Raw genomic sequence first — 21681 nt, forward strand, 5'->3', positions numbered from 1 at the left:
CGGCATAACTCATAAGGCACATGGTCAGCCACTTGAGTGCAAACAACGGTATTTTGCCTTCGGCAAAAACCAGACCAATACGACATTTTGCCAAGGCAAAAGTCGGGTAGGGACGCAAACCCAAAGGTTTGCTTTGTCGGTTTTTGCAAGTGCAAAAACCCGGAGAAAACGACATTTTGCCAAGGCAAAAGTCGGGTAGGAACGCAAACCCAAGGGTTTGCTGTGTCGGTTTTTGCAAGTGCAAAAACCTGGTAACGCGGGGTGGAGCAGCCCGGTAGCTCGTCAGGCTCATAACCTGAAGGCCGCAGGTTCAAATCCTGCCCCCGCAACCAAAAAAACACCTAACACCTTCCATTCCAAATATTTGCACTCAAGCTCCTCACCATAACGGTCCAGGAGCTCTTTGCGTTTGGCCTCCGTGTGATCTCGCCAGACGCAATGCGGGACATCAGGTCGGTGCCCGCTGCGGCAAGGAAATGATGCTCCAGCAGATCGAGAACCTCCATCGATGCCATGATACTGGAGATGTCGCCATGCACCTGCAGGCTCGCCGGTTGACGACCGGGTGTCTTGCCAATCACCACAGTCTAAATGAGGGTCCGCAAGATCGGCATCAGACGCCGTTTGGCGTCTTCGTTGGCGTTGTTACGGGCAAGGAACAGCAGCTTACGGATCGAACCCTCTGTGCTGGCCGGCGGGTGTACGCGTTTCTATCTCGTTCCCGCAAACCGGAGTTGTGCGGTCGTCCGTTTCTGATCTGCTCTCGCTGTGGATAGGGGATTGCTTGCTGACGGAGACGGGCTATATTTCCAGATGCGACGAAGAAAAGCTTGGGAGGAGCGTTTCATGAGACGGATGTGGCCTGACGAATTCAATTCTGTTTTGGACAATGCGCAAGAGGTCACGCTCGATGTGCCCACACTCGATCCCGCCGGTCATCAGCGCGGAGAGATAACGAAACGTCAGGCGCTCAAGGTGCGCATGACGCAGGCTGATTATGAACGGGTCTGGCCGCTCGCCGAAACCCGTTACAGAGTCCAAGGTCCACTTTCAGGCAAGGCTATCACCCTCATTACCAACAATCCGCATTATCAAAAATGGCATCCCGTTGATGGAGGCGTGGAGCAAGGCGTGTCCGATAGCGGTAAGCCTTTTCAGACACCCTATGTCGTGGCCTATTTTCTGTTGGACGACGTGAGCGAAAAAATAGAGGCGTAACCGCTGCGACCCTACAGGCGCTTTCTGACCGCGCTAGATGTCGTAAATGGCGAGTGACGCTTTCGTCTTGTCGCTATTGAGACATAAACTGCGAGATGACCTCGAGAAATGCCGGGCCGTAGCGATCCAGTTTGGCGTCGCCGACGCCCGGTACTTTTGCCATCTCGGCTCGTGATGTCGGCCGTGCACCGGCAAGTTCGATCAGTGTCTTATCATGGAAGATGACATAGGGCGGCAGATTTTGGGTACGAGCGATCTCCATACGGCGTTCGCGCAGGGCCTGAAACAGTGCCGCGTCTTCATCGGGAAGGCTGATGGTTCTGCTTCCACTCAGATTTCGGTCACGGCTCGCCTTGCGAGGAGCCTGAGGTTTCCGCAACATCAGCGTCGGCTTTTCCCTGAGGAACTGCCGGCCGGTCTCAGACATGGAAAGGCCACCATGCCCCTCAAGATCGACCTCAAGCAGGCGTGATGCAATCAATTGGCGAAAGATGGCTCGCCAGGTCCTGTTATCATGTTCCCTCCCGATACCATAGGTCGAGATCTTGTCGTGGCCAAAGCGGCTCATTCGTTCGTCTTCTGCGCCCAGCAAAACACTGATGATATAGGCCTGACCGAAGCGTTCACCCGTTCTATAGATGCAGGACAGAATTTTCTGGGCAGCGATCGTGCCGTCAAACAGTTCCGGCGGTTGGGCACAGGTGTCGCAATTGCCGCAGGGTTCGCAACTGTCGCCGAAATAGGAGAGGAGAGCCTGTCGTCGGCATCCAGCCGTTTCAGCCAAGCCCAATAACGCATCCAGCTTCTGCCGTTCCATATGCTTTCTTTGGTCGGATGCGTCGGATTTTTCGATAAATCGATTGCGTAACGCGATATCGTCAGAGCCGTAAAGCATGAGAACATCGGATGGCAGGCCGTCACGACCGGCTCGGCCTGTTTCCTGATAATAGGCCTCAATGCTGCTGGGCAAATCGATATGGATGACGAAGCGCACATCCGGCTTGTCGATTCCCATGCCGAAAGCAATGGTAGCAACCATGATGACGGCTTCGCCGTGTTGAAATCGGGTCTGGTTGGCCTCACGCTGCTCTCTTTCCATGCCAGCATGGTAAGAGAGTGCATCATACCCCTCCGAACGCAGCCATTCTGCCGTTTCCTCGGTTTTTCGTTTGGACAGACAATAGATGATGCCACTCTCGTCCTGATGATTTCTCAGAAAATGTTTGACCTGAGATCTCGGATTGTCCTTCTCCATGATGGCGTAGCGAATATTGGGGCGGTCGAAGCCTGCAATGAAGGCGTCCTTTCCGTCGATGCGCATATGCTCCAGAATTTCGGCGCGTGTCGGCTCATCCGCCGTCGCCGTCAGGGCCATGCGTGGGGTGTGTGGAAACCGCTCTGTCAGCAGATCCAGTTGCCGGTATGGCGGCCTGAAGTCATGACCCCATTGGGAGAGACAATGCGCCTCATCAATTGCGATGAGCGACAGGGGCACATCCTGAAGCGCATCCAGCACATCCGGCTTCAGCAAGGTTTCGGGTGCTGCGTAGAGAATACTGACGCGACCAGCGCGGATGTCGGCCCACAGCGCCCGCCTTTCGTCGGGTGAGAGGTTTGAATTCAGCGCTTCGGCCCTGACGCCCGCCTGGCGCAATGCCGCGACCTGATCGACCATCAGTGCAATCAGCGGCGAGACGACGAGGCCCATGCCAGGCCGTGAGAGCGCCGGAATCTGGTAGCAGAGAGACTTGCCGCCGCCTGTCGGCATCAGCACGAACGCGTTGTTCCCGGCGATGACGTGCTGGACGATGTCTGCCTGCTGCCCCCGGAAGGTATCGTAGCCATAGATGGTTTTCAGAATATGGAATGGATCAGTATTCACGGATGTCTTCTTTAAGATTCGCTCGCGCGGCACCTCATTCCATATTCAGGATAATCACAACCCCTTTAAAGCGGGATACACCGGCAATCACTCTGCTGCGGTTTTGAGGCAGCCATCGATGATACCTCTGATCTCGGCACGACAGGAGCCGCAATTGGTTCCGGCATTCAGGGTTTTGCCGATGGCTTCGACAGTGCGGCATCCATCGCGTATTGCCGTGGTGATCTGGTTGACACCGACGCTGAAACACGAGCAGACCGTGGCACCGGGGTCCGCTTTGCCTGCACCAGGGCGACCCGCGACCAGCGCGAACCGTGTGCGCAAATCGTCATGGCGGGTGGTCAACTGGGAAATGGCCCAGTTGCGGGCGACGGCCACAGGCGTGTTGGCGATGAACAAAGCCGCGAGCAATATCTCGCCCTCAAAAAAGGCAAGACGCACCTGACCGGCGCTGTTGTCGGCGTAACCGATTGGCTCAATACGGGAACAGACGCCGAAAACCGCACGTCCCCAACTCGTCCAGTCCTCGGGCACATCTTCGAATGCCATTTCGAGACGATAGCCGCCGTCTGCCTTTGCCAGCGCCCAGTAGGCGCAATCAAGATCCTGCGGCTTGTTCTGCGTCACGGCAAAGGCATAGGCTTTCGCTTGAAAACGTTTGGCCTTAACGGGAGTATTTTTCGATGCGGGCTGGCCGGAAAACGGGTCAGTGACGGAGGGAACCAGCTTGTCGACGCGGGCATTGGCGGCGAACTGGTCGTTCCAGTGCATGGGCACAAAAACATGGCTCCGCACTTGGCGGTCCGTGACCAGTGCGCGAACAATGATCCTGCCAAGCGGGCTTTCGATTTCGACGAGATCAGCGCTTTCGATGCCTGATGCCATGGCGTCGCGTGGATGCAATTCCACGAATGGCTCGGCGATATGCGATGACAGGCGCGCGCTTTTTCCAGTGCGCGTCATGGTGTGCCACTGGTCGCGAATGCGGCCGGTGTTGAGTGTCAGGGGATAATCCGCATCAATGCGTGAGGCCTGTGGCAGTGCGAGGCTGATAAAGCGGGCCTTGCCATCGTTATGGAAGAATTTGCCGTCAGCAAAGAAACGTGTGTCTTCTGGAACGCCAGATAGGGGCTGCGGCCAATTGAACGGCTGCATGTCGTCATAGTCCGCAGGCGTCAGCCGAGAACACGCTCCGATATCGAAATCACGTGTTCTGTCGTTTTCGAATGCCGACAGCGCGGCATGTTCGGCAAAAATATCGGAAGGGCTCGTGAAGGCGAAAGCATCCACAAAGCCCATGCGCTGGGCCACTCCGGTCAGCTGCCACCAGTCAGCCATTGCATCACCCGGTGCTGGCAAATAGCCACGCTGGCGGGAGATGCGACGTTCCGAATTGGTGACGGTTCCGTCTTTTTCGCCCCAGCCGAGCGAGGGCAACAGAACATGGGCGTGGCGTGTCGTGTCCGTGTCCTGCATGATGTCGGAGACGACAACGAAGGGGCAGATTTTCAGCGCTGCCTCGACGGCGCTGGCGTCCGGCATGGAAACGACAGGATTTGTCGCCATGATCCAGAGTGCCTTGATACGGCCATCCGCCACGGCCTTGAACAGGTCGACCGCCTTCAGGCCGGGCTTGTTGGCAATAACGGGTGAGCCCCAGAACCGCTGGACTCGGTCGCGATCATCGGCATTTTCGATGGCCATATGGGCTGCCAGCATGTTGGCGAGACCGCCGACTTCGCGACCACCCATGGCGTTGGGCTGACCGGTCAGCGAAAACGGGCCCATGCCCGGCCTGCCGATGCGACCGGTGGCGAGGTGGCAGTTGATGATAGCGTTGACTTTATCCGTGCCGCTGGCCGATTGGTTGACGCCCTGGCTGTAGCAGGTGACGACTTTTTCAGTGCTTTCGAAAAGCTGGTAGAAGCGTGTCAGCTCCGTGATGGACAGCCCGGTCGCTTCGGCAATCTCGTCAGAGCTCAACGCGGTTGCGGCTTGCACAGCTTCATCGAAACCGTTTGTGAAATTCGCGATATAGGCGCGATCAATTGCGGGACGTGTTGCCAAGTGGGCGAGAAGGCCAGTGAACAGCGCGACATCCCCATCCGGGCGGATGGCCAGATGAAGATCGGCGATATCGCAGGTCATGGTGCGGCGTGGGTCGATGACCACGATGCGCATGTCTGGGCGCTCTGCCTTCGCGGCGGCAAGACGCTGGTAGATGACGGGATGGCACCATGCCAGATTCGAGCCGGTGAGGATGACGAGATCGGCGCCTTCGATGTCTTCGTAAAGTCCTGGTACCGTATCCGAACCGAAGGCGCGACGATGACCGGCGACGGAAGACGACATGCACAGCCGCGAATTGGTGTCGATGTTGGCAGAGCCGATGAAACCTTTCATCAGCTTGTTGGCGACGTAATAGTCTTCGGTCAACAATTGGCCTGAGACATAAAAAGCCACCGAATCTGGTCCGTGTTCGGCAATGGCGGCGGAGAATTTCGAGGCCACGAGATCAAGCGCGCTGTCCCACTCCACCCGCTCGCCATCGATCTGTGGATAAAGCAGCCGCCCGTCCAGATCGATGGTTTCCGCCAGTGCGGACCCCTTGGAACAGAGCCGCCCGAGATTGGCAGGGTGATCGGTGTCGCCTTTCACGGAGACGGTGCCATCATCCGCAATGTTGGCAATGACGCCGCAACCGACGCCGCAATAGGGACAGGTGGTCTTGACCTCTTTTGCCATGGTCACTCCGCTGCGATCATCCGGCTTTCGACAGCAACCGAAAGCTGCCCATCCACATTGCGAATGGGAATGGTGCGCACGGCACCCTCATCCGCACCCAACGCCTTGCCGGTTTCCAGCGAAATCACCCAGTTGTGCAGGGGGCATGTGACAGACGCGCCATGCACGATGCCTTGGCTGAGCGGCCCACCCTTGTGCGGGCAATGGTCTTCGATGGCATAGACATCGTTTTCAGCCGTGCGGAAAATCGCGATCTTGCCAGCCGGCGTCTTTACGCAACGTGCGCCGCGCAGAGGAATGTCTGAGATATCTCCGATATCGACCCAGTTCATTGTTTTGTCCTATCCTTCGCGGTTAGAATTTTGGTGGGGTGAAAACTCCTCTTTTCACCCCACCAGACGCCCTGCGTCCGACCCACTTCGATAAGCGGGGCGTCACTCTGCGGCTTGATTGAACCCGATGGTCGCCATCGGTTTGAACTCGTGCTTGTGTTCCCCGGAGACGCGCTCCGACCAAGGATCGACCTGCGCGAATTTCTGGCTGAAGACGAAGCGTTCGAAGTAGGCCCGCCGCTTTTCGGCATCACCTATGATCTGACGACGAACCTCGTCGTAGCCGATGCGCTTGGCCCATTTGTAGATGCGCTCCAGATAGCGGCCCTGTTCGCGGTACATCTGCGTCAGCGCCACAATGTGCTCCAGCGCCTCATCCTCGGTTTTGACGAGGCCCAGAATCTCCGTGCCCTTGATGTCGAGACCCGCTGCACCGGCGAAGTGGATTTCGAAGCCGGAATCCACGCATATCACGCCGATATCCTTGCAGGTGGCTTCTGCGCAGTTGCGCGGACAGCCGGAGACGGCCAGCTTCAGCTTGGCCGGTGTCCAGGAACCCCACATGAATTTTTCGACGCGGATGCCGAAACCGGTCGAATCCTGCGTGCCGAAGCGGCACCAGTCTGATCCGACACAGGTTTTGACCGTTCGAAGGCCTTTGGCATAGGCTTGGCCTGAGATGAAACCGGCCTTGCCAAGATCGGCCCAGACGGCGGGCAGGTCTTCCTTTTCGATGCCCAGCAAATCAATGCGCTGACCGCCGGTGACCTTCACCATTGGTATTTCGAACTTGTCGACCACATCGGCGATGGCACGCAACTCGTTGGCATTGGTCACGCCGCCCCACATGCGCGGTACGACGGAATAGGTACCATCCTTCTGGATGTTGGCGTGAACACGCTCGTTGATGTAGCGCGACTGATAGTCGTCGGCATATTCATCCGGCCAGTCACAAACGAGGTAATAGTTCAGCGCCGGGCGACATTTTGCGCAGCCACAGGATGTCTTCCATTCCAGTTCCTGCATGACGGCGGGAATGGTTTTCAAACCCTTCGCCTTGATCAGACGGCGCACATCATCATGGCCGAGCTCGGTGCAGTTGCACATGGGCTGAACGGCGGCGGGATTGTAGCTGTCGCCCAGCGTCAGCGTCATCAATTGCTCAACGAGGCCGGTGCAGGAGCCGCATGAGGCGGACGCCTTTGTATGGGCGCGAACATCGTCTAGGGATGTCAGTCCCTTCGATGTGATGGTCGAGGTGATTTTGCTCTTGCAAACGCCGTTACAGCCACAGATTTCTGCATCATCCGGCAAGGCTGCAACGGCCGCCATGGGGTCCAGTGGGGACCCTCCCTGATAGGCTTGGCCGAAGATAAGGGTTTCACGCATCGCCGAAATATCGGTCGCTTTTTTCTTCAGGTCATTAAACCAGGCACCGTCGGAGGTTTCGCCATACAGAACGGTGCCTATGATGCGGTTGTCTTTCAGGATCACGCGCTTGTAGACGCCAGCGGTGGCGTCCCGCAGCACGATTTCCTCGCGGTCATCGCCATCGGCAAAATCACCGATGGAGAACAGGTTGATGCCGGTGACCTTCAGCTTGGTGGGCGTATCGGCGTGGACGAAGGCGGATGTCGTATCGCCAGCCAGATGCGAGGCGGCAATTCTGGCCATCTCGTAAAGTGGCGCGACGAGGCCATAGACCATGCCGCCCACTTCAGCGCATTCGCCGACAGACAGAATATCGCCATCGGATGTCTGCATGCCGGCATCCACGACAATGCCGCGATTGACCGCAAGGCCGGCGTCCTTCGCAAGTCCGGCATTGGGACGGATACCAACGGCCATTACCACAAGCGTGGCCGGGATGATGGTGCCATTGTCGAGTTCGATGCCCTCCACTTTATCGGTGCCAAGGATCCGCTTGGTGTTGGCCTTGGTAATGACCTTGATACCGCGATCTTCCATTGCCTTTTGGAGAAGATATCCGGCTGCCGGATCGAGCTGGCGCTCCATCAGCGTCGGCATCACATGCAGAACCGTCACGTCCATGCCGCGCATGGAAAGACCCGCTGCCGCTTCCAGACCCAGCAGACCGCCACCGATGACGATGGCCTTTTCGCGGGACTGGGCCGCCAGCAGCATCGCATCCACATCGTCAAGATCGCGGTAGGTGATGACGCCGGGTAGGTCTTTGCCGGGAACGGGGATGATGAAGGGCACGGAGCCGGTGGCGATGACCAGCTTGTCATAGCTCTCGGTCACACCGTGATCAGACGTCACCGTCTTGGCAGCACGGTCAATATTGACGATGCGGTGACCCTTGTAGAGCGTGATGCCGTGCTGAATGTACCAGCCGTCACCATGGATGATGATGTCCTCATAGGACTTCTCACCGGAGAGCACGGGCGAAAGCATGATGCGGTCGTAATTGACACGGGGTTCGGCGTTGAAAATCGTGACCTGATAACGGCCCGGTGCCTTTTCGAAGAGTTCTTCGAGCATGCGTCCCGGCGCCATGCCGTTTCCGATGATGACAAGTTTTTCTGTCTGTGTTTCGGACATGGGAATTACTCCGCAGCTTCGACGAAGCGGTGACGTTCGTAGAGGAACTTCAGCACAGCTTCGCGGCATTTGAGGTAGGTTCGGTCTGATGCAAGGTCGATACGGTTGCGCGGTCTTGCCAGGGGAACATCCAGAATTTCGCCAATGTTGGCGGCAGGGCCGTTGGTCATCATGACGATGCGGTCAGACAGCAGCACGGCTTCATCCACATCGTGGGTGATCATGATCATGGTGTTGCCAAGTCGGGCATGGATTTCCATGACCGCATCCTGCAAATGGGCGCGGGTGAGCGCGTCCAGCGCGCCGAAGGGTTCGTCCAGCAGCAGGATTTTCGGCTCCATGGCGAGCGCTCGGGCAATGCCGACGCGCTGCTTCATGCCGCCGGAAATTTCGGATGGCTTTTTGTCTTTGGCATGGGCCATCTGCACGAGGTCCAGATTGCGCATCACCCATTCACGGCGCTCGGCCTTGGTCTTGGTATAGCGGAAGATCTTTTCGACGCCGATATTGACGTTTTCATAGACGCTGAGCCACGGCAGCAGGCTATGATTTTGAAACACCACGGCGCGTTCCGGCCCTGGTTCGTTGACTTCCCGGTTTTCCAGAAGAACCACGCCGGACGACACCTTCGTCAGGCCGGCAATCAGGTTCAGCATGGTGGACTTGCCGCAGCCGGAATGGCCGATGACGGAGACGAACTCGCCCTTGCCAATGGTGAGGTCGATGCCTTTCAGCACCTCGGCGCGGACACCGCCCTTGTCGAAATATTTGTCGATATGGTCGAGCTTGAGATAGGCGTTCATGATGGTCTCCTTCTCAGTTGCCCGCGCCGCGGGTGACGACATTGCCGAGTGCCGCGACCAGCTTGTCGAGGATGAAGCCGACGACGCCGATATAGGCGAGTGCGACGATGATGTCGGGCAGGCGCGAGGAATTCCAGGCATCCCAGATGAAGAAGCCGATGCCCACGCCGCCGGTCAGCATTTCAGCGGCAACGATGGCGAGCCACGACAGGCCAATGCCGATGCGCAGGCCGGTGAAGATGTATGGTGCCGCCGATGGCAGCATGATCTTGTAGAAAAACTCCAGCTGGTTCAGCCGCAGTACCTGCGCCACGTTGCGGTAATCCTGCGGAATGTTGCGCACGCCAACGGCGGTGTTGATGATGACAGGCCAGATCGATGTGATGAAAATCACGAAGATGGCGGATGGGTTGCTATCCTGAAAGGCAGCCAGCGAAAGTGGCAACCATGCGAGTGGCGGGACGGTGCGCAGCACCTGAAAGATGGGGTCCAGACCCCGCATCGCCCAGACGGACTGGCCGATGACCGCACCCATGATGACACCGGCAATGGCCGCGAGACCGAATCCGTAGGCTACACGCTCCAGAGAAATCAGCACGCGCCAGCCAAGGCCGATATCCTGCGTTCCATAGCTGAAGAACGGATAGGCAATCAGGTCATAGCTTTCCTGAAACACCTGACTTGGCGGCGGCAGGGTTGCGCCCGGTCCCGAACAGAGCACCTGCCAGATGCCGAGCAGCAGCGCCAGCACGACAAACGGTGGAATGACATTGCGGGCGATGGACGCCGCAATTTTCCTGGCATTCGGGCCCTGTACCGGGCGGCGGTTGATGGTGATAACGGTTCCGCTCTTCGGCACAGCGGCGGTGATGGCCGTATTCTCTGGCTTGCGGGCTGTTGCGGTCATGGTTTTATCCTGTCGCTTTTTAAGAGGCGGCTTTGATCGAGAGGCTGTCGAGATAGGCGGATGGGTTTTCCGGGTCGAAAACCTTGCCATCGAAGAAGGTCTCCTTGCCGCGAGATTTGGATGTTGGAATATCAGCGGCAGCAATGCCGAGTTCCTTGGCGGCTTCGCGCCAAAGGTCTTCGCGATTGACCTGTGCGACCAGGGCCTTGATGTCAGTGTCCGGTGCGAACTTGCCCCAGCGCACATTCTCGGCGATGAACCATGTGTCGTGGCTCTGGAACGGATAGGACGCTGCGTCCTTCCAGAATTTCATCTGCAGATCAGTGCCGTGCGCCACCCGGCCATTGCCGTAATTGATGTCGCCTTTCAGGCGGCCCAGCACGTCCTTTGGCGGCACGTTGAACCATTGACGCTTGCCAAGAATGGCCGACATCTCGTCCTTGTTGTCCATGCTGTCACACCAAGCTTGCGCTTCCATGACGGCCATGAGAATGGCTTTTGCCGCATTCGGGTTCTTCTCCACCCAGTCGGCGCGCATGCCGAGCGCTTTTTCCGGGTGGCCCTTCCAAAGCTCGCCGGTGGTGCAGGCGGTAAAGCCGATGCCCTGATTGACCAGTTGCTCGTTCCATGGTTCGCCGACGCAGAAGACGTCCATGTTGCCGACCTTCATGTTGGCGACCATCTGCGGTGGGGGAACGACGATGGTGGAAACGTCCTTGTCCGGGTTGATGCCGCCAGCGGCCAGCCAATAGCGGATCCAGAGGTCATGGGTGCCGCCGGGGAATGTCATAGCGGCCTTGATCTCCTTGCCCTCGGCCTTTTTCTTCTCAAACGCGGCTTTCAGTTTGGACGCATCCATCTGCACCCCGGTCTCGGCATAGTCCTTGGCAACCGAAATGCCTTGGCTGTCGAGGTTGAGGCGGGCCAGGATTGCCATCGGTACGGGAACATTGTTCTGCGTCACCTTGCCGGTGTGCATGAGGTAGGGCATGGGGGTGAGGATATGCGCGCCATCGATGCCGTTGGAAGCACCGCCCAGCACGAGATTGTCGCGCGTTGCACCCCAGGATGCCTGCTTGGCAACCTCGACATCGGGCATGCCGTATTTCGCGAACAGGCCTTTCTCCGAGGCGACGATCAGCGGCGCTGCGTCGGTCAGGGCGATGTAGCCGAGCTTTGCTCCGGTGACTTCCGGTGTGGCGTTTGCGGCAAATGCGCCGGAGGGGAAAGCGGATTTCATGGCCGTGATCAGCGCTGCTGTGGCAGTGGTTTTCAGCATGCTGCGGCGGCTTATGGTGCCGGTGAATGTCGGTTTCATTCGCATGTTCCCCATTTTTGATCCGCCGTTCCGGCGCTGTTTGCGAAAGATAAAAACAAAAAAAACGCCGCTCGGAGATTGCGATTGCCAGGAGGGAGGTCCCGGTCAGCAAAAACCTTGCGACGTCTGTGTCGTTGGTAAGCAGCAGTGAAGCGCTTTTATCCCCGATCGCCGTTGACCGAGTATTTTCTTCGAAGCAAATGCTATGCCAGTTTTACCCTCATAAATTATGCCTTTGAAATAAAAACGGTATTTCGAAAATTAAAGCGACTTTCTCTCCGTTCCATCGGGCGTTCTGCGGCTCATATTTTGCGCATATGACGCGAGGGAAGCATTTTCGATGCGCAGCGTTTGTGCAGTGTGCGCCTGTTAGACGTCGTCGAAAGCAGAAGAAAAGTGATTGCGCGCGCTGACGGGAAAGCTGTCCACGTAGTCCTCGATGGAGCCGGGATCGAAGACATGGCCATCCATGAAGCGGTCGCCGTCGATATCGCCTTCCATGCGTAGGTCCGGTTCCTGCGGTGCGAGGGCAGCACCCAGGACGTTGCGGTAGAGGTCGCTGCGGTAGGCCGATGCCGCGGCTTGCGCCAGTTGCGGCGTAAAGTTCGCTTGGCCCCAGCGGATCATCTGGCTGTAAATCCACAGCGCTTGGCTTTTGCGAGGATAATTGGCAAAATTATCATGAAAGGTGAAATAGCGCTCGATCACGCGGTGATTTCCCTGCGCATCGACGCTGAAGCGTCCAGCCAACACCTGCCGAATGATCTCCTCGGGCGCGGCGATATATTTCGTGTCTGCCAGCATCCCAGCCAGAGCGCTATGGTTCTGCGTATCGTCACACCAGCGGGCAGCGGCGTCCAGCGCCACGAGCAGGCGAGACACTGCTTCGGGCTGTGCTTCGGCCCATTCAGGGCGCATGCCGACGACCTTTTCCGGGGCCGATGGCCAGATATCCTGTTTGGCGGCAACGATGCGGCCTATGCCGCGTTCGCTCGCCATCATGTTCCAGGGTGCGCCGACGCAGAAGCCGTCTATGGCACCGGCGGCCAATGCATCTGACGTCAAAGGTGGCGGCACGACGACGAGTTTGACATCCCTGTCGGGATTGATGCCACCAGCCGCCAGCCAATACCGAAACTCGTAATTGTGTGAGGAAAAAGGGTAGGTGACACCGAAGGTCGGGGCGCCTTCGCCACGCGTGCGCATCTCCCCCAGGAGGGTTTTCAGGGCCATCGCGTTGTCAAGCGCGCTTGCCGTCTCCGAAATGCCCGAAACCTCACGCATGCGGCCAAACAGTCGTGTCGAAAGCGTGATCGCATTGCCGCCGCGCCCCAGCGAGAATGGCGTGATGGTCGGGGAGGGATTGGAGCCCAGATCCAGCATCGAGGCGACCGGCATGGGCGATAGCATGTGGGCGATATCGAACTGACGGAATGCCAGGCGGTCGCGTACATTGGCCCAGGACACGTCCTTGACGAGGTCGAGTTTCAGGCCTTCCCGCTCTGCGAAACCGAATTCGGCCGCGGCAATGAGAACAGACGCGTCAACGAGCGGAATGAAGCCTGCCCGCAATATGCGTTGGCGGTCATTGCCGATCAGGGCGGGCGCGGTGTCTGCCGGAGCGCTTTTCGTTTTCTCGCTGACGGTGCTCGTCATATCTTCCACGTCCTTTCCTGTCCTGGCCCGCTCACATCAGCAAACCGGCAGCCGTGACGACGCTTTGCGCAATCTCGGACAGTTTTTTCTTCTCGTTCATTGCCGTCTGGCGCAAAAGTGCGAAAGCTTCCTCTTCAGACAGGCCGCGCATCTTCATGAGAATGCCCTTGGCGCGCTCGACGATCTTTCGGTCTTCCAGCGCCGATTTGGCGTCGGCCAATTCCCGTTTCAGACGGCTGAAGGCATTGAAGCGACTGACGGCCATATCCAGAATGGGTTTGACGCGCTCCTTCTTCAGACCGTCAACGATATAGGCCGAAACGCCCGCCTCGACCGCCGCTTCGATGGAGTCTGTATCCGAGCGATCCACGAACATGGCGATCGGGCGTCCCACTGTGCGCGTTAATTGGAACAAATGTTCCATCATGTCCCGATTTGGATTTTCTATATCAATGACGATAACATCGGGACAGAGCGTGTCGATGATACGTGCTACGCCGTGAACCTGATGGATGACAGTGACACGGTCATGCCCCGCCTCTCGCAATCCCTCCTCGATAATGGAGGCACGGATGGCGTTTTCATCGATCACCAGAATGGTCAGGTCTCGCAGCGTCATGAGCGCATTGATGACGTAGCAGACAATCATTTGCAATCTTTTTAACCGCGACTAAAAATCGGGCATATTTCCATTTTTTTGTTCTCGTAAAACCCGTTAGCCAGCACGTACACGCCTTGACAACGATCTCGGGTTTATAAAAGGTTGTCACATGAGTGCAGGGGTGGACTGGTTATCAGAAACAAGCCCGATCACCCGCAAAAGCGCGGCGGAATCGGTTTTTGAGGATTTGCGGTTGGCGATCGTCTCCGGGCGCTTGACCGTTGGCACGCGGTTGCCTGCTGAAACGCACCTGGCAGGCAAATACGGCGTCAGCCGACCCATCGTGCGGGAGGCTCTCCGTTCCCTGCAAACGTTGGGCATGACCCAGACACGGACAGGCAGCGGTACATTCGTTCTGACCGATAGACCAAGTCCCGGGCTCAGTTACGGCGGCTACTCGGCTCGCGACCTTATCGAGGCCAGACCCTATATCGAGGTTCCCGCTGCCGGTTGGGCGGCGGTCAGGCGAACCGGCGAGCAGCTCTCTCGGATCCTCAGCCTCTGCGACGCGATGGATGCGCAGGAGGACCCGCCGAAATGGGTCAAGCTTGACTCGGAGTTCCACTGTGCCATCGCTGAAGCGTCCGGGAATTCTGTCTTTGCCAAGATCGTCTCGGATGCGCGCGGCTCGCTCAGTCAGCAATCTGAACTGTTGAACATCATGGCACCGCGCCGCATTGCCTCCAATGTCGAGCACCGTTTGATTGCCGAAGCCATCGCCGCCGGTTCGGACGAGACCGCAAGAAGCGCGATGGATGCGCATCTGAGTGAGGTCAAGCAGATCGTCACGTCCATTCTGGGCGACGAAAGGGCGCTGCGTTAGCCGTTGTTTTGAAACGCTGATCTATTCTTCCGGGCCATTTTAATAGAGATAAAGCGCGCGTGCTTGGCGCATTTGGTTGGCATCCTATTTTTTTGTCGTTGCTGTGCCCTGTCGAATTTCGGCGGCCAGACCTCCGTTGCGGTCTCATGGCAATAGAGCTTGACGTCGCACGTGATGGTCAGTATTTGGACCGGAAAATCTGTCTAACAGCATAACAGAAGCATATTGTTTATTTGGACTTTAACGCCAAGGCCGCCGACACCGTAGGGCTGGAATTTGCTGGCTGATTGATCGGAATGCGCGGCTGACCAAAGATCTGAGGGAGGGGCGATTGTCAGTGAACCAGCCAAATCAGAACCACCACGACCGCGACACGCAGTTCAAAGAAGAGCTTGGATATCACAAGGCTCTCAAGCCTCGTCAGATTCAGATGATCGCCATTGGCGGCGCGATTGGAACCGGATTGTTTCTCGGTGCTGGCGGGCGTCTGGCCGCTGCCGGGCCTGCTCTGGTTTTCGTCTACGCCATTTGCGGCTTCTTTGCCTTTCTGGTGCTGCGCGCTTTGGGCGAGCTCATCATGCACCGTCCGTCCTCCGGCTCTTTCGTTTCCTACGCCCGCGAGTTTTACGGGGAGAAAATGGCCTTTGCGGTTGGCTGGATGTACTGGCTGAATTGGGCCATGACATCTGTCGCAGACGTCACTGCCGTTGCCATCTACATGAACTTCTTCAAGCAATATGTGCCGTGGATGCAGGGTATCGACCAGTGGGTCTTCGCGCTTGGGGCGCTCATCATCGTCCTGGCCATGAACATGCTGTCGGTCAAGGTGTTCGGTGAACTGGAATTCTGGTTCAGCCTCATCAAGGTTGTCGCGCTCGCAACATTCCTCGTCGTCGGCGTCTATTTCGTCATTTTTGGCACGCCGATCGAAGGGCATGTCACGGGCTTCAGCCTGATTACCGACAATGGCGGCTTCTTCCCCAACGGTATTCTACCCGCCTTCATCATCATTCAAGGGGTCTTGTTTGCCTATGCCTCCATCGAGTTGATCGGCACGACGGCGGGTGAAACCGAAGATCCGCGCAAGGTCATCCCCGGCGCGATCCGCACCGTGGTGTTCCGGTTGCTGGTGTTCTACGTTGGCTCGGTTCTGCTTCTGACGCTTCTTTTGCCGTATACGGCCTACAAGGCCGGCGAGAGCCCGTTCGTGACTTTCTTCGGCTCCATCGGCATTGAAGGTGCCGATATCATCATGAACCTCGTGGTGCTGACGGCTGTCTTGTCGTCGCTCAATGCGGGGCTTTACTCGACCGGGCGCATCCTGCACTCGATGGCCGTTTCCGGTTCGGCGCCTGCCGCTCTGGCCAGAATGAACAAGGCGGGTGTGCCCTATGGCGGCATTGCGGTGACCGCTGTCGTGACCGTCATCGGCGTCATTCTCAATGCCATCATACCGTCTGAGGCCTTTGAAATTGCTCTCAATCTTTCGGCTCTGGGTATTATTTGCGCCTGGGGTGTCATCGTGTTATGCCAACTCAAGCTGTGGCACCTGTCGCGGCGGGGAGAAATGCGCCGTCCTGATTTCAGAATGTTTGGCGCGCCTTACACCGGTATATTGACGCTTGTCTTTCTTCTCGGCGTTCTGGTGCTGATGGCATTGGATTATCCTGCTGGCACGTTGACGGTCGGTTCGCTCGTCATCATTGCGCCAGCTCTCGTTGCGGGATGGTATGTGTTGCGAAATCGCATTCATGAACTGGCGAAAGCCGAAACGTCCAGACAGGCTGGACCTCGAGGCGATGCGTGAGCGGTGAGCATACGACAATGCAGGTGGCTGTGATTGCCACTGGCGGCACCATTGCCAGCACGCGTGATGACACCGGCGCGGCCAAGCCGGCGCTGTCTGGCAAGATGCTGGTTTCCGGCCTTTCCAGTGGCGATGTAACGGTCAAGCCCGTCGAGTTGATGGCGAAGGATTCGTCCAGCCTGACGCTATCGGACATGCAGCATATCAGCGATGCGGTGGGCTTGGAGCTTGCCGATCCCGCCGTGTCCGGCGTCGTCATTCTTCATGGCACTGATGCCATGGAGGAAAGCGCGCTTCTGGTTCATCTCCAGCACCATCTGACGAAACCCGTCATCTTTACCGGTGCGCAATTTACTGCCGACCACCCGCACGCGGATGGGCCGGATAATCTTTCGTTCGCCATCGAAGCCTGCACTCATCCTTCCAACGTGGAAGAAGGCGTTCTGGTCTGCTTCGGCGGAAAGCTTCTGCCCGCATGGGGTCTCTACAAACGTTCGTCGGATGAGCGCGACGCGTTCGATCTGGCAGGCACATCCCTGTGTCCTCACAGCCTCGGTCTTTCGGCAAGCGTGACGGACATCAGAGTGGACATCGTCGCGATCCATCCCGGCTGCGACGCGACCCATATCGATGCCAGTCTCAAGGCTGGCGTCGATGGTGTTGTTCTGGCTGCGCTGGGTTCGGGTAATGCCAATGTCCGTGTGGTCGAAGCTGTTGGCCGATGCCGGGATGCCGGTGTGCCTGTGGTCGTTTCCAGCAGGGTTCCGACCGGCAGGCTTGTGGCCGGTTATGGCGGCGGTGGCGGAGGCCATGATCTGGGTGCCGCAGGCGCCATCCACTCGCAGACATTGCGGCCCGGACAGGCCAGAATTCTGCTTGCGGCGATGATTGCTGCGGGCCAAAACACCGGCGATATGCAGGCCGCTTTTGGCGACTTCGAAAAAGTGGCGAAATCGTGATTTTTTCGGGAACCTTTAAGGCCTGATGGTGTTTCCCGGGTGGGAGACCACCGGGGGCTTTTTATGGCAGTTACATCCACTGCAGTCGTCCTGACGCTCATTGGACTTGCAATTTTCGGTTTCGGTTCGCAGCTCGTTATGCTGGGCGGAAGCTTTTACTATGCATTGGCGGGGATCGCATTCGTGATCACTGCCGTTTTGTTATTTCAACGAAACAAGCTGGCACTGCATTTTTATGCCGCCTTCGTCATCGCCACATTGCTATGGGCGCTATGGGAAGTCGGCTTTGACTGGTGGCAGCTTGGGCCTCGCGGCGGTTTCATTATCGTCATGGGTATGTGGCTTTTGATGCCCTGGATCAGAAAGCCGCTGGGCTTTACCAGTCCAACCGGCACGACCTATGGCGCAAACGCGGTTCCGCTGCTCACAGCCGTTCTGGTTTCTGTTGGTGCTGCTGCTTTTGCCATGACACAAGACCCGCATGATATGGAAGGCGATCTTCCGACCGAGGTCGTGACAGCGTCGCCGTCCTATGGAAACGCTGTTCCGGACAACGAGTGGCACCAATATGGCCGCACCTCCTACGGTCAGCGGTACTCGCCTTTGGCCCAGATCAACACAGACAATGTCAGCGGCCTGAAGGAAGCTTGGCGGTACCGGACGGGCGACGTAAAGCTGCCCGAGGACGTGGGCGAGACAACCTATCAGGTGACTCCCTTAAAAGTGGGAAACTCGCTCTATCTCTGCACGCCGCACAATTGGGCAATCGCCATTGATGCCGCCACAGGCAAGGAAAAGTGGAAATACGATCCGAATGCGGGTCTCAACCCTGACCGTCAGCATCAGACATGCCGGGGTGTGACCTATTATGCCGACCCTGCCGTGCCCGCCGGTGCGCCCTGCGCGCAGCGCGTCTATCTGCCCACCTCCGACGCGCGTCTGATTGCCTTGGACGCGTTGACAGGCCTGGTGTGCAATTCGTTTGCCCAGAACGGCACGTTGCAACTTGCATCCGGAATGGAGCACAATCCGGCTGGCTACTATTACTCGACATCTCCGCCTGTCATCGTCGACAACAAGATCATCATCGGTGGTGCGGTCAACGACAACTACTCCACCCAGGAACAGTCCGGCGTCATCAGAGCGTTCGACGTCAATACAGGCGCGTTGATCTGGAACTGGGACTCGGGAAACCCGACGCAGACGCAGCCTTTGCAGCCGGGCCAGACCTATACGACGAACTCGCCCAACAGCTGGTCGGTGTTCAGCGTCGATGAAGCGCTCGGTCTCGTCTACATTCCGCTCGGCAACCAGGTTCCCGACCAGTTGGGCATGGGCCGCAGCGAAAGCGTTGAGAAATACTCGTCGTCGATCGTCGCTCTGGATATCAACACGGGACAAGATCGCTGGGTGCGCCAGACCGTGCATCACGACCTCTGGGACATGGACGTTCCAGCGCAGCCTGTTCTGCTCGACATCACCAAAAAGGACGGTCAGACTGTTCCTGCACTGGTCGGGCCGACCAAGCAGGGCGACATTTACGTCCTCGATAGACGCACGGGTGAGCCGATCCTGGCCGTGACGGAAGAGAAAGCACCCGGCGGTGCCATTCCTGAAGATTTCAGCGCGCCGACACAGCCGACATCTGCGTTGTCCTTCAAGCCCGAGCCTTTGGTCGAAAAGAACATGTGGGGCGTGTCCATGTTCGACCAGCTGGCATGCCGTATCAAGTTCCACCAGCTGAATTACGAAGGTCGCTATACGCCGCCGTCGCTGAACGGATCCCTGATCTACCCCGGCAACTTTGGCACTTTCAACTGGGGTTCCGTGGCCGTCGATCCTGAGCGTCAGGTCATGTTTGGTATGCCGACCTATCTGGCCTTTACGTCACAGCTTGTGCCTCGCGCGCAGATTCCGCCCAAGGGTCAGGATGAGAAAGGCAGCGAGCAGGGCCTCAACCGCAACGACGGAGCACCCTATGGCGTGTTGATGGGACCATTCCTCGGGCCGCTCGGCATTCCATGCCAGGCGCCGCCATGGGGTTACGTCGCAGGCGCCGATCTGCGCACGGGTGACGTTGCCTACAAGCACAAGAACGGTACCGTTTACGATATGACGCCACTTCCACTGCCCTTCAAGGTTGGTGTGCCCGGCATCGGCGGACCGATGATTACCAAGGGTGGCGTGGCGTTTCTCAGTGCCGCTGTCGATAACTATCTGCGTGCCTACGATCTCACCTCCGGCAAACAGCTCTGGGAAGGACGTCTTCCCGCTGGTGGCCAGGCGACGCCGATGACCTATGCGATGGAGAACGGCAAGCAATATGTCGTCATGGTCGCGGGTGGTCACGGCTCAGTGGGCACAAAACCCGGTGACTATGTCATCGCCTACACGCTGCCTTGAGCATCCAAAGTCAGTTCGATAACGAAGGCCGGGAAGACATTCCCGGCCTTTTGCCTGTTGGGCGCTGGCAACTGGACACATCACAAAAGTATTCTCTTGAAACGGATTATGTAATAACATAACAAAACGAATGCTTGACGGCATCTTGGCATTCCGTCTATCTGGTCGAGACGGTTTCGAGCGAGCAATCGTGAGGAATAATAGGGAATACGGTGAGGATTTCGGTCCGATGCCGTGGCTGCCCCCGCAACTGTGAGCGGATTGTCGAACCCATTGGCGTTTTTCTTGAAAAGCGTCATGCCACTGCGAAGCGATATCGCGGGAAGGTCGGGTGAAGACGCAAATCCATGAGCCAGGAGACCTGCCGTCGTAAGTTCATTCCAATTCACGGGCGGGGATGCCCGGAGCAGGAGACGTCGTGATTGCATCAAGCGCTGCCCAGCGCCTTATTCCATCTTCCATGTCCCGGTTTCAGACAGCCCCAGTGTCGCGTCGTTGCGGACTGACTGTCTAAGCATGTTCACATACGGCTGCCTTTGTGGCGCCCATGACGATCGGGGACTATCGAAAATGACATTCCATTTCAGACAGACGATGTGTGCTGCGGCAATGGCCGTCAGCGCGTTCAGCGCATGGTTGCCCGCCGCGCAAGCGGCCGAGACGCGTTATCCACTGACGCTCAAGAATTGCGGCCGCGACGTGACGTTCACGCATGCGCCGGAGCGTACGGTATCTGTCGGACAGAGCACCACGGAAATTCTTTATATGCTCGGCCTTGCCGATAAGGTTGTCGGAACCGCGGTCTGGATCGGCCCCGTCCTGAAAGGTTACGAGGAGGCCAATGCCAGGATTGACCGTTTGGCGGATAATGATCCGAGCTTTGAGAGTGTTTTGGCCAAGAAACCCGATCTGGTGACGGCACAATTCCAGTGGCATATTGGCCCTGAAGGTGTGGTCGGTAAGCCCGAGCAGTTCGAAGAACTGAAGATACCGGTCTATATCTCACCTGCCGATTGCACGGGTAAGGACAATTCCAGCGGCGGCGACGGGGTTCGCCACAACGCCTTCACCATGGACCTGATCTATCAGGAAGTGACCGATCTCGCGCAAATCTTCAACGTGCAGGACAAGGGCGAAAAGCTGGTGGCTGATCTGAAGGCCCGCGAAGAGGTAGCGCGCAAGAAAATCGCGTCCGTAGACGGCAAGCTCTCTGCCGTCTTCTGGTTCTCCAGCGCAGAGTTGGATATCGACCCCTATGTCGCGGGCAAGAATGGTGCCCCCGGCTACATCATGTCGGCACTGGGCATCAGGAATGTCATCGAAAGCGAAGAGGAATGGCCGACGGTCGGGTGGGAAACCATCGCAAAGTCGCAGCCGACGCTCATCGTTGCCGGCAAGATGGACCGCAAGCGCTACCCGGCCGACGACGTCGTCGTCAAGCAGACATTCCTGAGAGAAGACCCGGTCACAAGCCTCATGCCAGCGGTCAGGCAGGGCCACGTTGTCGTCATGGACGCGCAGGCCATGAACCCGACCATCCGCACCATAGAAGGCATCGAAATTCTGGCCGACGCCGTCGTCCAGCTTGGACTGTCCAAGTAA

The 21681-nt window shown here is 57.7% G+C and carries 16 protein-coding genes, 1 tRNA gene and 1 riboswitch; of the genes, 8 read left to right on the forward strand and 9 right to left on the reverse strand.

The window, feature by feature from the left end; genetic code table 11:
* The 3 genes from EKM04_RS12425 to EKM04_RS12435 form a co-directional block, all read left to right on the forward strand.
* On the forward strand, positions 1–199 hold a 199-nt coding region (locus EKM04_RS12425), incomplete at its 5' end, for a hypothetical protein (protein WP_252094066.1).
* Between the two features lie 56 nt (positions 200–255).
* Positions 256–332 (forward strand) — tRNA-Met (locus EKM04_RS12430).
* Positions 333–855: 523 nt separating this feature from the next.
* On the forward strand, positions 856–1218 hold the full coding sequence (locus EKM04_RS12435) for a hypothetical protein (RefSeq protein WP_183897855.1): 363 nt from the start codon (positions 856–858) through the stop codon (positions 1216–1218).
* 73 nt (positions 1219–1291) lie between these two features.
* Here the strand turns inward: EKM04_RS12435 and recQ are convergent, their stop codons facing one another.
* The 9 genes from recQ to EKM04_RS12480 all read right to left on the reverse strand — a co-directional run bounded on the left by recQ (position 1292) and on the right by EKM04_RS12480 (position 14045).
* Positions 1292–3100, reverse strand: coding sequence for a DNA helicase RecQ (gene recQ, locus EKM04_RS12440; protein ID WP_183897850.1), 1809 nt, complete (start codon positions 3098–3100; stop codon positions 1292–1294).
* An 87-nt stretch (positions 3101–3187) separates the two neighbouring features.
* Positions 3188–5845: a nitrate reductase gene (locus EKM04_RS12445; protein ID WP_183897849.1), complete on the reverse strand. Its 2658-nt coding sequence runs from the start codon at positions 5843–5845 to the stop codon at positions 3188–3190.
* Positions 5846–5847: 2 nt separating this feature from the next.
* Entirely contained in the window at positions 5848–6177 is a 330-nt protein-coding gene (nirD, locus tag EKM04_RS12450; protein ID WP_183897848.1) for a nitrite reductase small subunit NirD, read from the reverse strand.
* Positions 6178–6279: 102 nt separating this feature from the next.
* Positions 6280–8742, reverse strand: a complete 2463-nt coding sequence (gene nirB, locus EKM04_RS12455; RefSeq protein WP_183897847.1) for a nitrite reductase large subunit NirB — start codon at positions 8740–8742, stop codon at positions 6280–6282.
* 5 nt (positions 8743–8747) lie between these two features.
* Positions 8748–9545 (reverse strand): ABC transporter ATP-binding protein, encoded by a 798-nt coding sequence (locus EKM04_RS12460; protein ID WP_183897846.1) that lies wholly within the window; start codon positions 9543–9545, stop codon positions 8748–8750.
* 13 nt (positions 9546–9558) lie between these two features.
* Positions 9559–10452, reverse strand: a complete 894-nt coding sequence (gene ntrB, locus EKM04_RS12465; RefSeq protein ID WP_183897845.1) for a nitrate ABC transporter permease — start codon at positions 10450–10452, stop codon at positions 9559–9561.
* Positions 10453–10471: 19 nt separating this feature from the next.
* Positions 10472–11770: a CmpA/NrtA family ABC transporter substrate-binding protein gene (locus EKM04_RS12470; RefSeq protein ID WP_183897844.1), complete on the reverse strand. Its 1299-nt coding sequence runs from the start codon at positions 11768–11770 to the stop codon at positions 10472–10474.
* A gap of 369 nt (positions 11771–12139) precedes the next feature.
* Entirely contained in the window at positions 12140–13426 is a 1287-nt protein-coding gene (locus EKM04_RS12475) for a CmpA/NrtA family ABC transporter substrate-binding protein (protein WP_183897843.1), read from the reverse strand.
* Positions 13427–13457: 31 nt separating this feature from the next.
* Positions 13458–14045: an ANTAR domain-containing response regulator gene (locus EKM04_RS12480; protein WP_183897854.1), complete on the reverse strand. Its 588-nt coding sequence runs from the start codon at positions 14043–14045 to the stop codon at positions 13458–13460.
* A gap of 151 nt (positions 14046–14196) precedes the next feature.
* On the opposite strand from EKM04_RS12480, the gene EKM04_RS12485 reads away from it, so the two are divergent.
* The 5 genes from EKM04_RS12485 (at position 14197) to EKM04_RS12505 (ending at position 21681) form a co-directional block, all read left to right on the forward strand.
* A complete protein-coding gene (locus tag EKM04_RS12485; RefSeq protein ID WP_174154069.1) occupies positions 14197–14910 on the forward strand; it encodes a FadR/GntR family transcriptional regulator in 714 nt (237 codons plus the stop codon).
* 337 nt (positions 14911–15247) lie between these two features.
* The gene (locus tag EKM04_RS12490) at positions 15248–16717 is read left to right on the forward strand and encodes an amino acid permease (protein ID WP_252094067.1); all 1470 of its coding nucleotides are present in this window, start codon (positions 15248–15250) and stop codon (positions 16715–16717) included.
* Positions 16714–17676: an asparaginase gene (locus tag EKM04_RS12495; protein ID WP_412763000.1), complete on the forward strand. Its 963-nt coding sequence runs from the start codon at positions 16714–16716 to the stop codon at positions 17674–17676. The genes EKM04_RS12490 and EKM04_RS12495 overlap by 4 nt, the downstream gene beginning before the upstream one ends.
* 63 nt (positions 17677–17739) lie before the next feature.
* A complete protein-coding gene (locus EKM04_RS12500) occupies positions 17740–20079 on the forward strand; it encodes a glucose/quinate/shikimate family membrane-bound PQQ-dependent dehydrogenase (protein WP_183897842.1) in 2340 nt (779 codons plus the stop codon).
* A gap of 154 nt (positions 20080–20233) precedes the next feature.
* Positions 20234–20462: riboswitch (cobalamin riboswitch) on the forward strand.
* Positions 20463–20649: 187 nt separating this feature from the next.
* The gene (locus EKM04_RS12505) at positions 20650–21681 is read left to right on the forward strand and encodes an ABC transporter substrate-binding protein (RefSeq protein WP_412762999.1); all 1032 of its coding nucleotides are present in this window, start codon (positions 20650–20652) and stop codon (positions 21679–21681) included.

Source organism: Rhizobium skierniewicense Ch11, from assembly GCF_023757665.1.
Taxonomy (GTDB): Bacteria; Pseudomonadota; Alphaproteobacteria; order Rhizobiales; family Rhizobiaceae; genus Agrobacterium; species Agrobacterium skierniewicense.

Bases quoted from the DNA above. Each gene is read 5' to 3' on its own strand.
- EKM04_RS12460 (WP_183897846.1), bottom strand. From the start codon at position 9,545: ATGAACGCCTATCTCAAGCTCGACCATATCGACAAATATTTCGACAAG.
- EKM04_RS12445 (WP_183897849.1), bottom strand. From the start codon at position 5,845: ATGGCAAAAGAGGTCAAGACCACCTGTCCCTATTGCGGCGTCGGTTGC.
- EKM04_RS12475 (WP_183897843.1), bottom strand. From the start codon at position 13,426: ATGACGAGCACCGTCAGCGAGAAAACGAAAAGCGCTCCGGCAGACACC.
- nirB (WP_183897847.1), bottom strand. From the start codon at position 8,742: ATGTCCGAAACACAGACAGAAAAACTTGTCATCATCGGAAACGGCATG.
- EKM04_RS12470 (WP_183897844.1), bottom strand. From the start codon at position 11,770: ATGAAACCGACATTCACCGGCACCATAAGCCGCCGCAGCATGCTGAAA.
- nirD (WP_183897848.1), bottom strand. From the start codon at position 6,177: ATGAACTGGGTCGATATCGGAGATATCTCAGACATTCCTCTGCGCGGC.
- EKM04_RS12500 (WP_183897842.1), top strand. From the start codon at position 17,740: ATGGCAGTTACATCCACTGCAGTCGTCCTGACGCTCATTGGACTTGCA.
- EKM04_RS12480 (WP_183897854.1), bottom strand. From the start codon at position 14,045: ATGACGCTGCGAGACCTGACCATTCTGGTGATCGATGAAAACGCCATC.
- EKM04_RS12505 (WP_412762999.1), top strand. From the start codon at position 20,650: ATGACATTCCATTTCAGACAGACGATGTGTGCTGCGGCAATGGCCGTC.
- EKM04_RS12435 (WP_183897855.1), top strand. From the start codon at position 856: ATGTGGCCTGACGAATTCAATTCTGTTTTGGACAATGCGCAAGAGGTC.
- ntrB (WP_183897845.1), bottom strand. From the start codon at position 10,452: ATGACCGCAACAGCCCGCAAGCCAGAGAATACGGCCATCACCGCCGCT.
- EKM04_RS12485 (WP_174154069.1), top strand. From the start codon at position 14,197: ATGAGTGCAGGGGTGGACTGGTTATCAGAAACAAGCCCGATCACCCGC.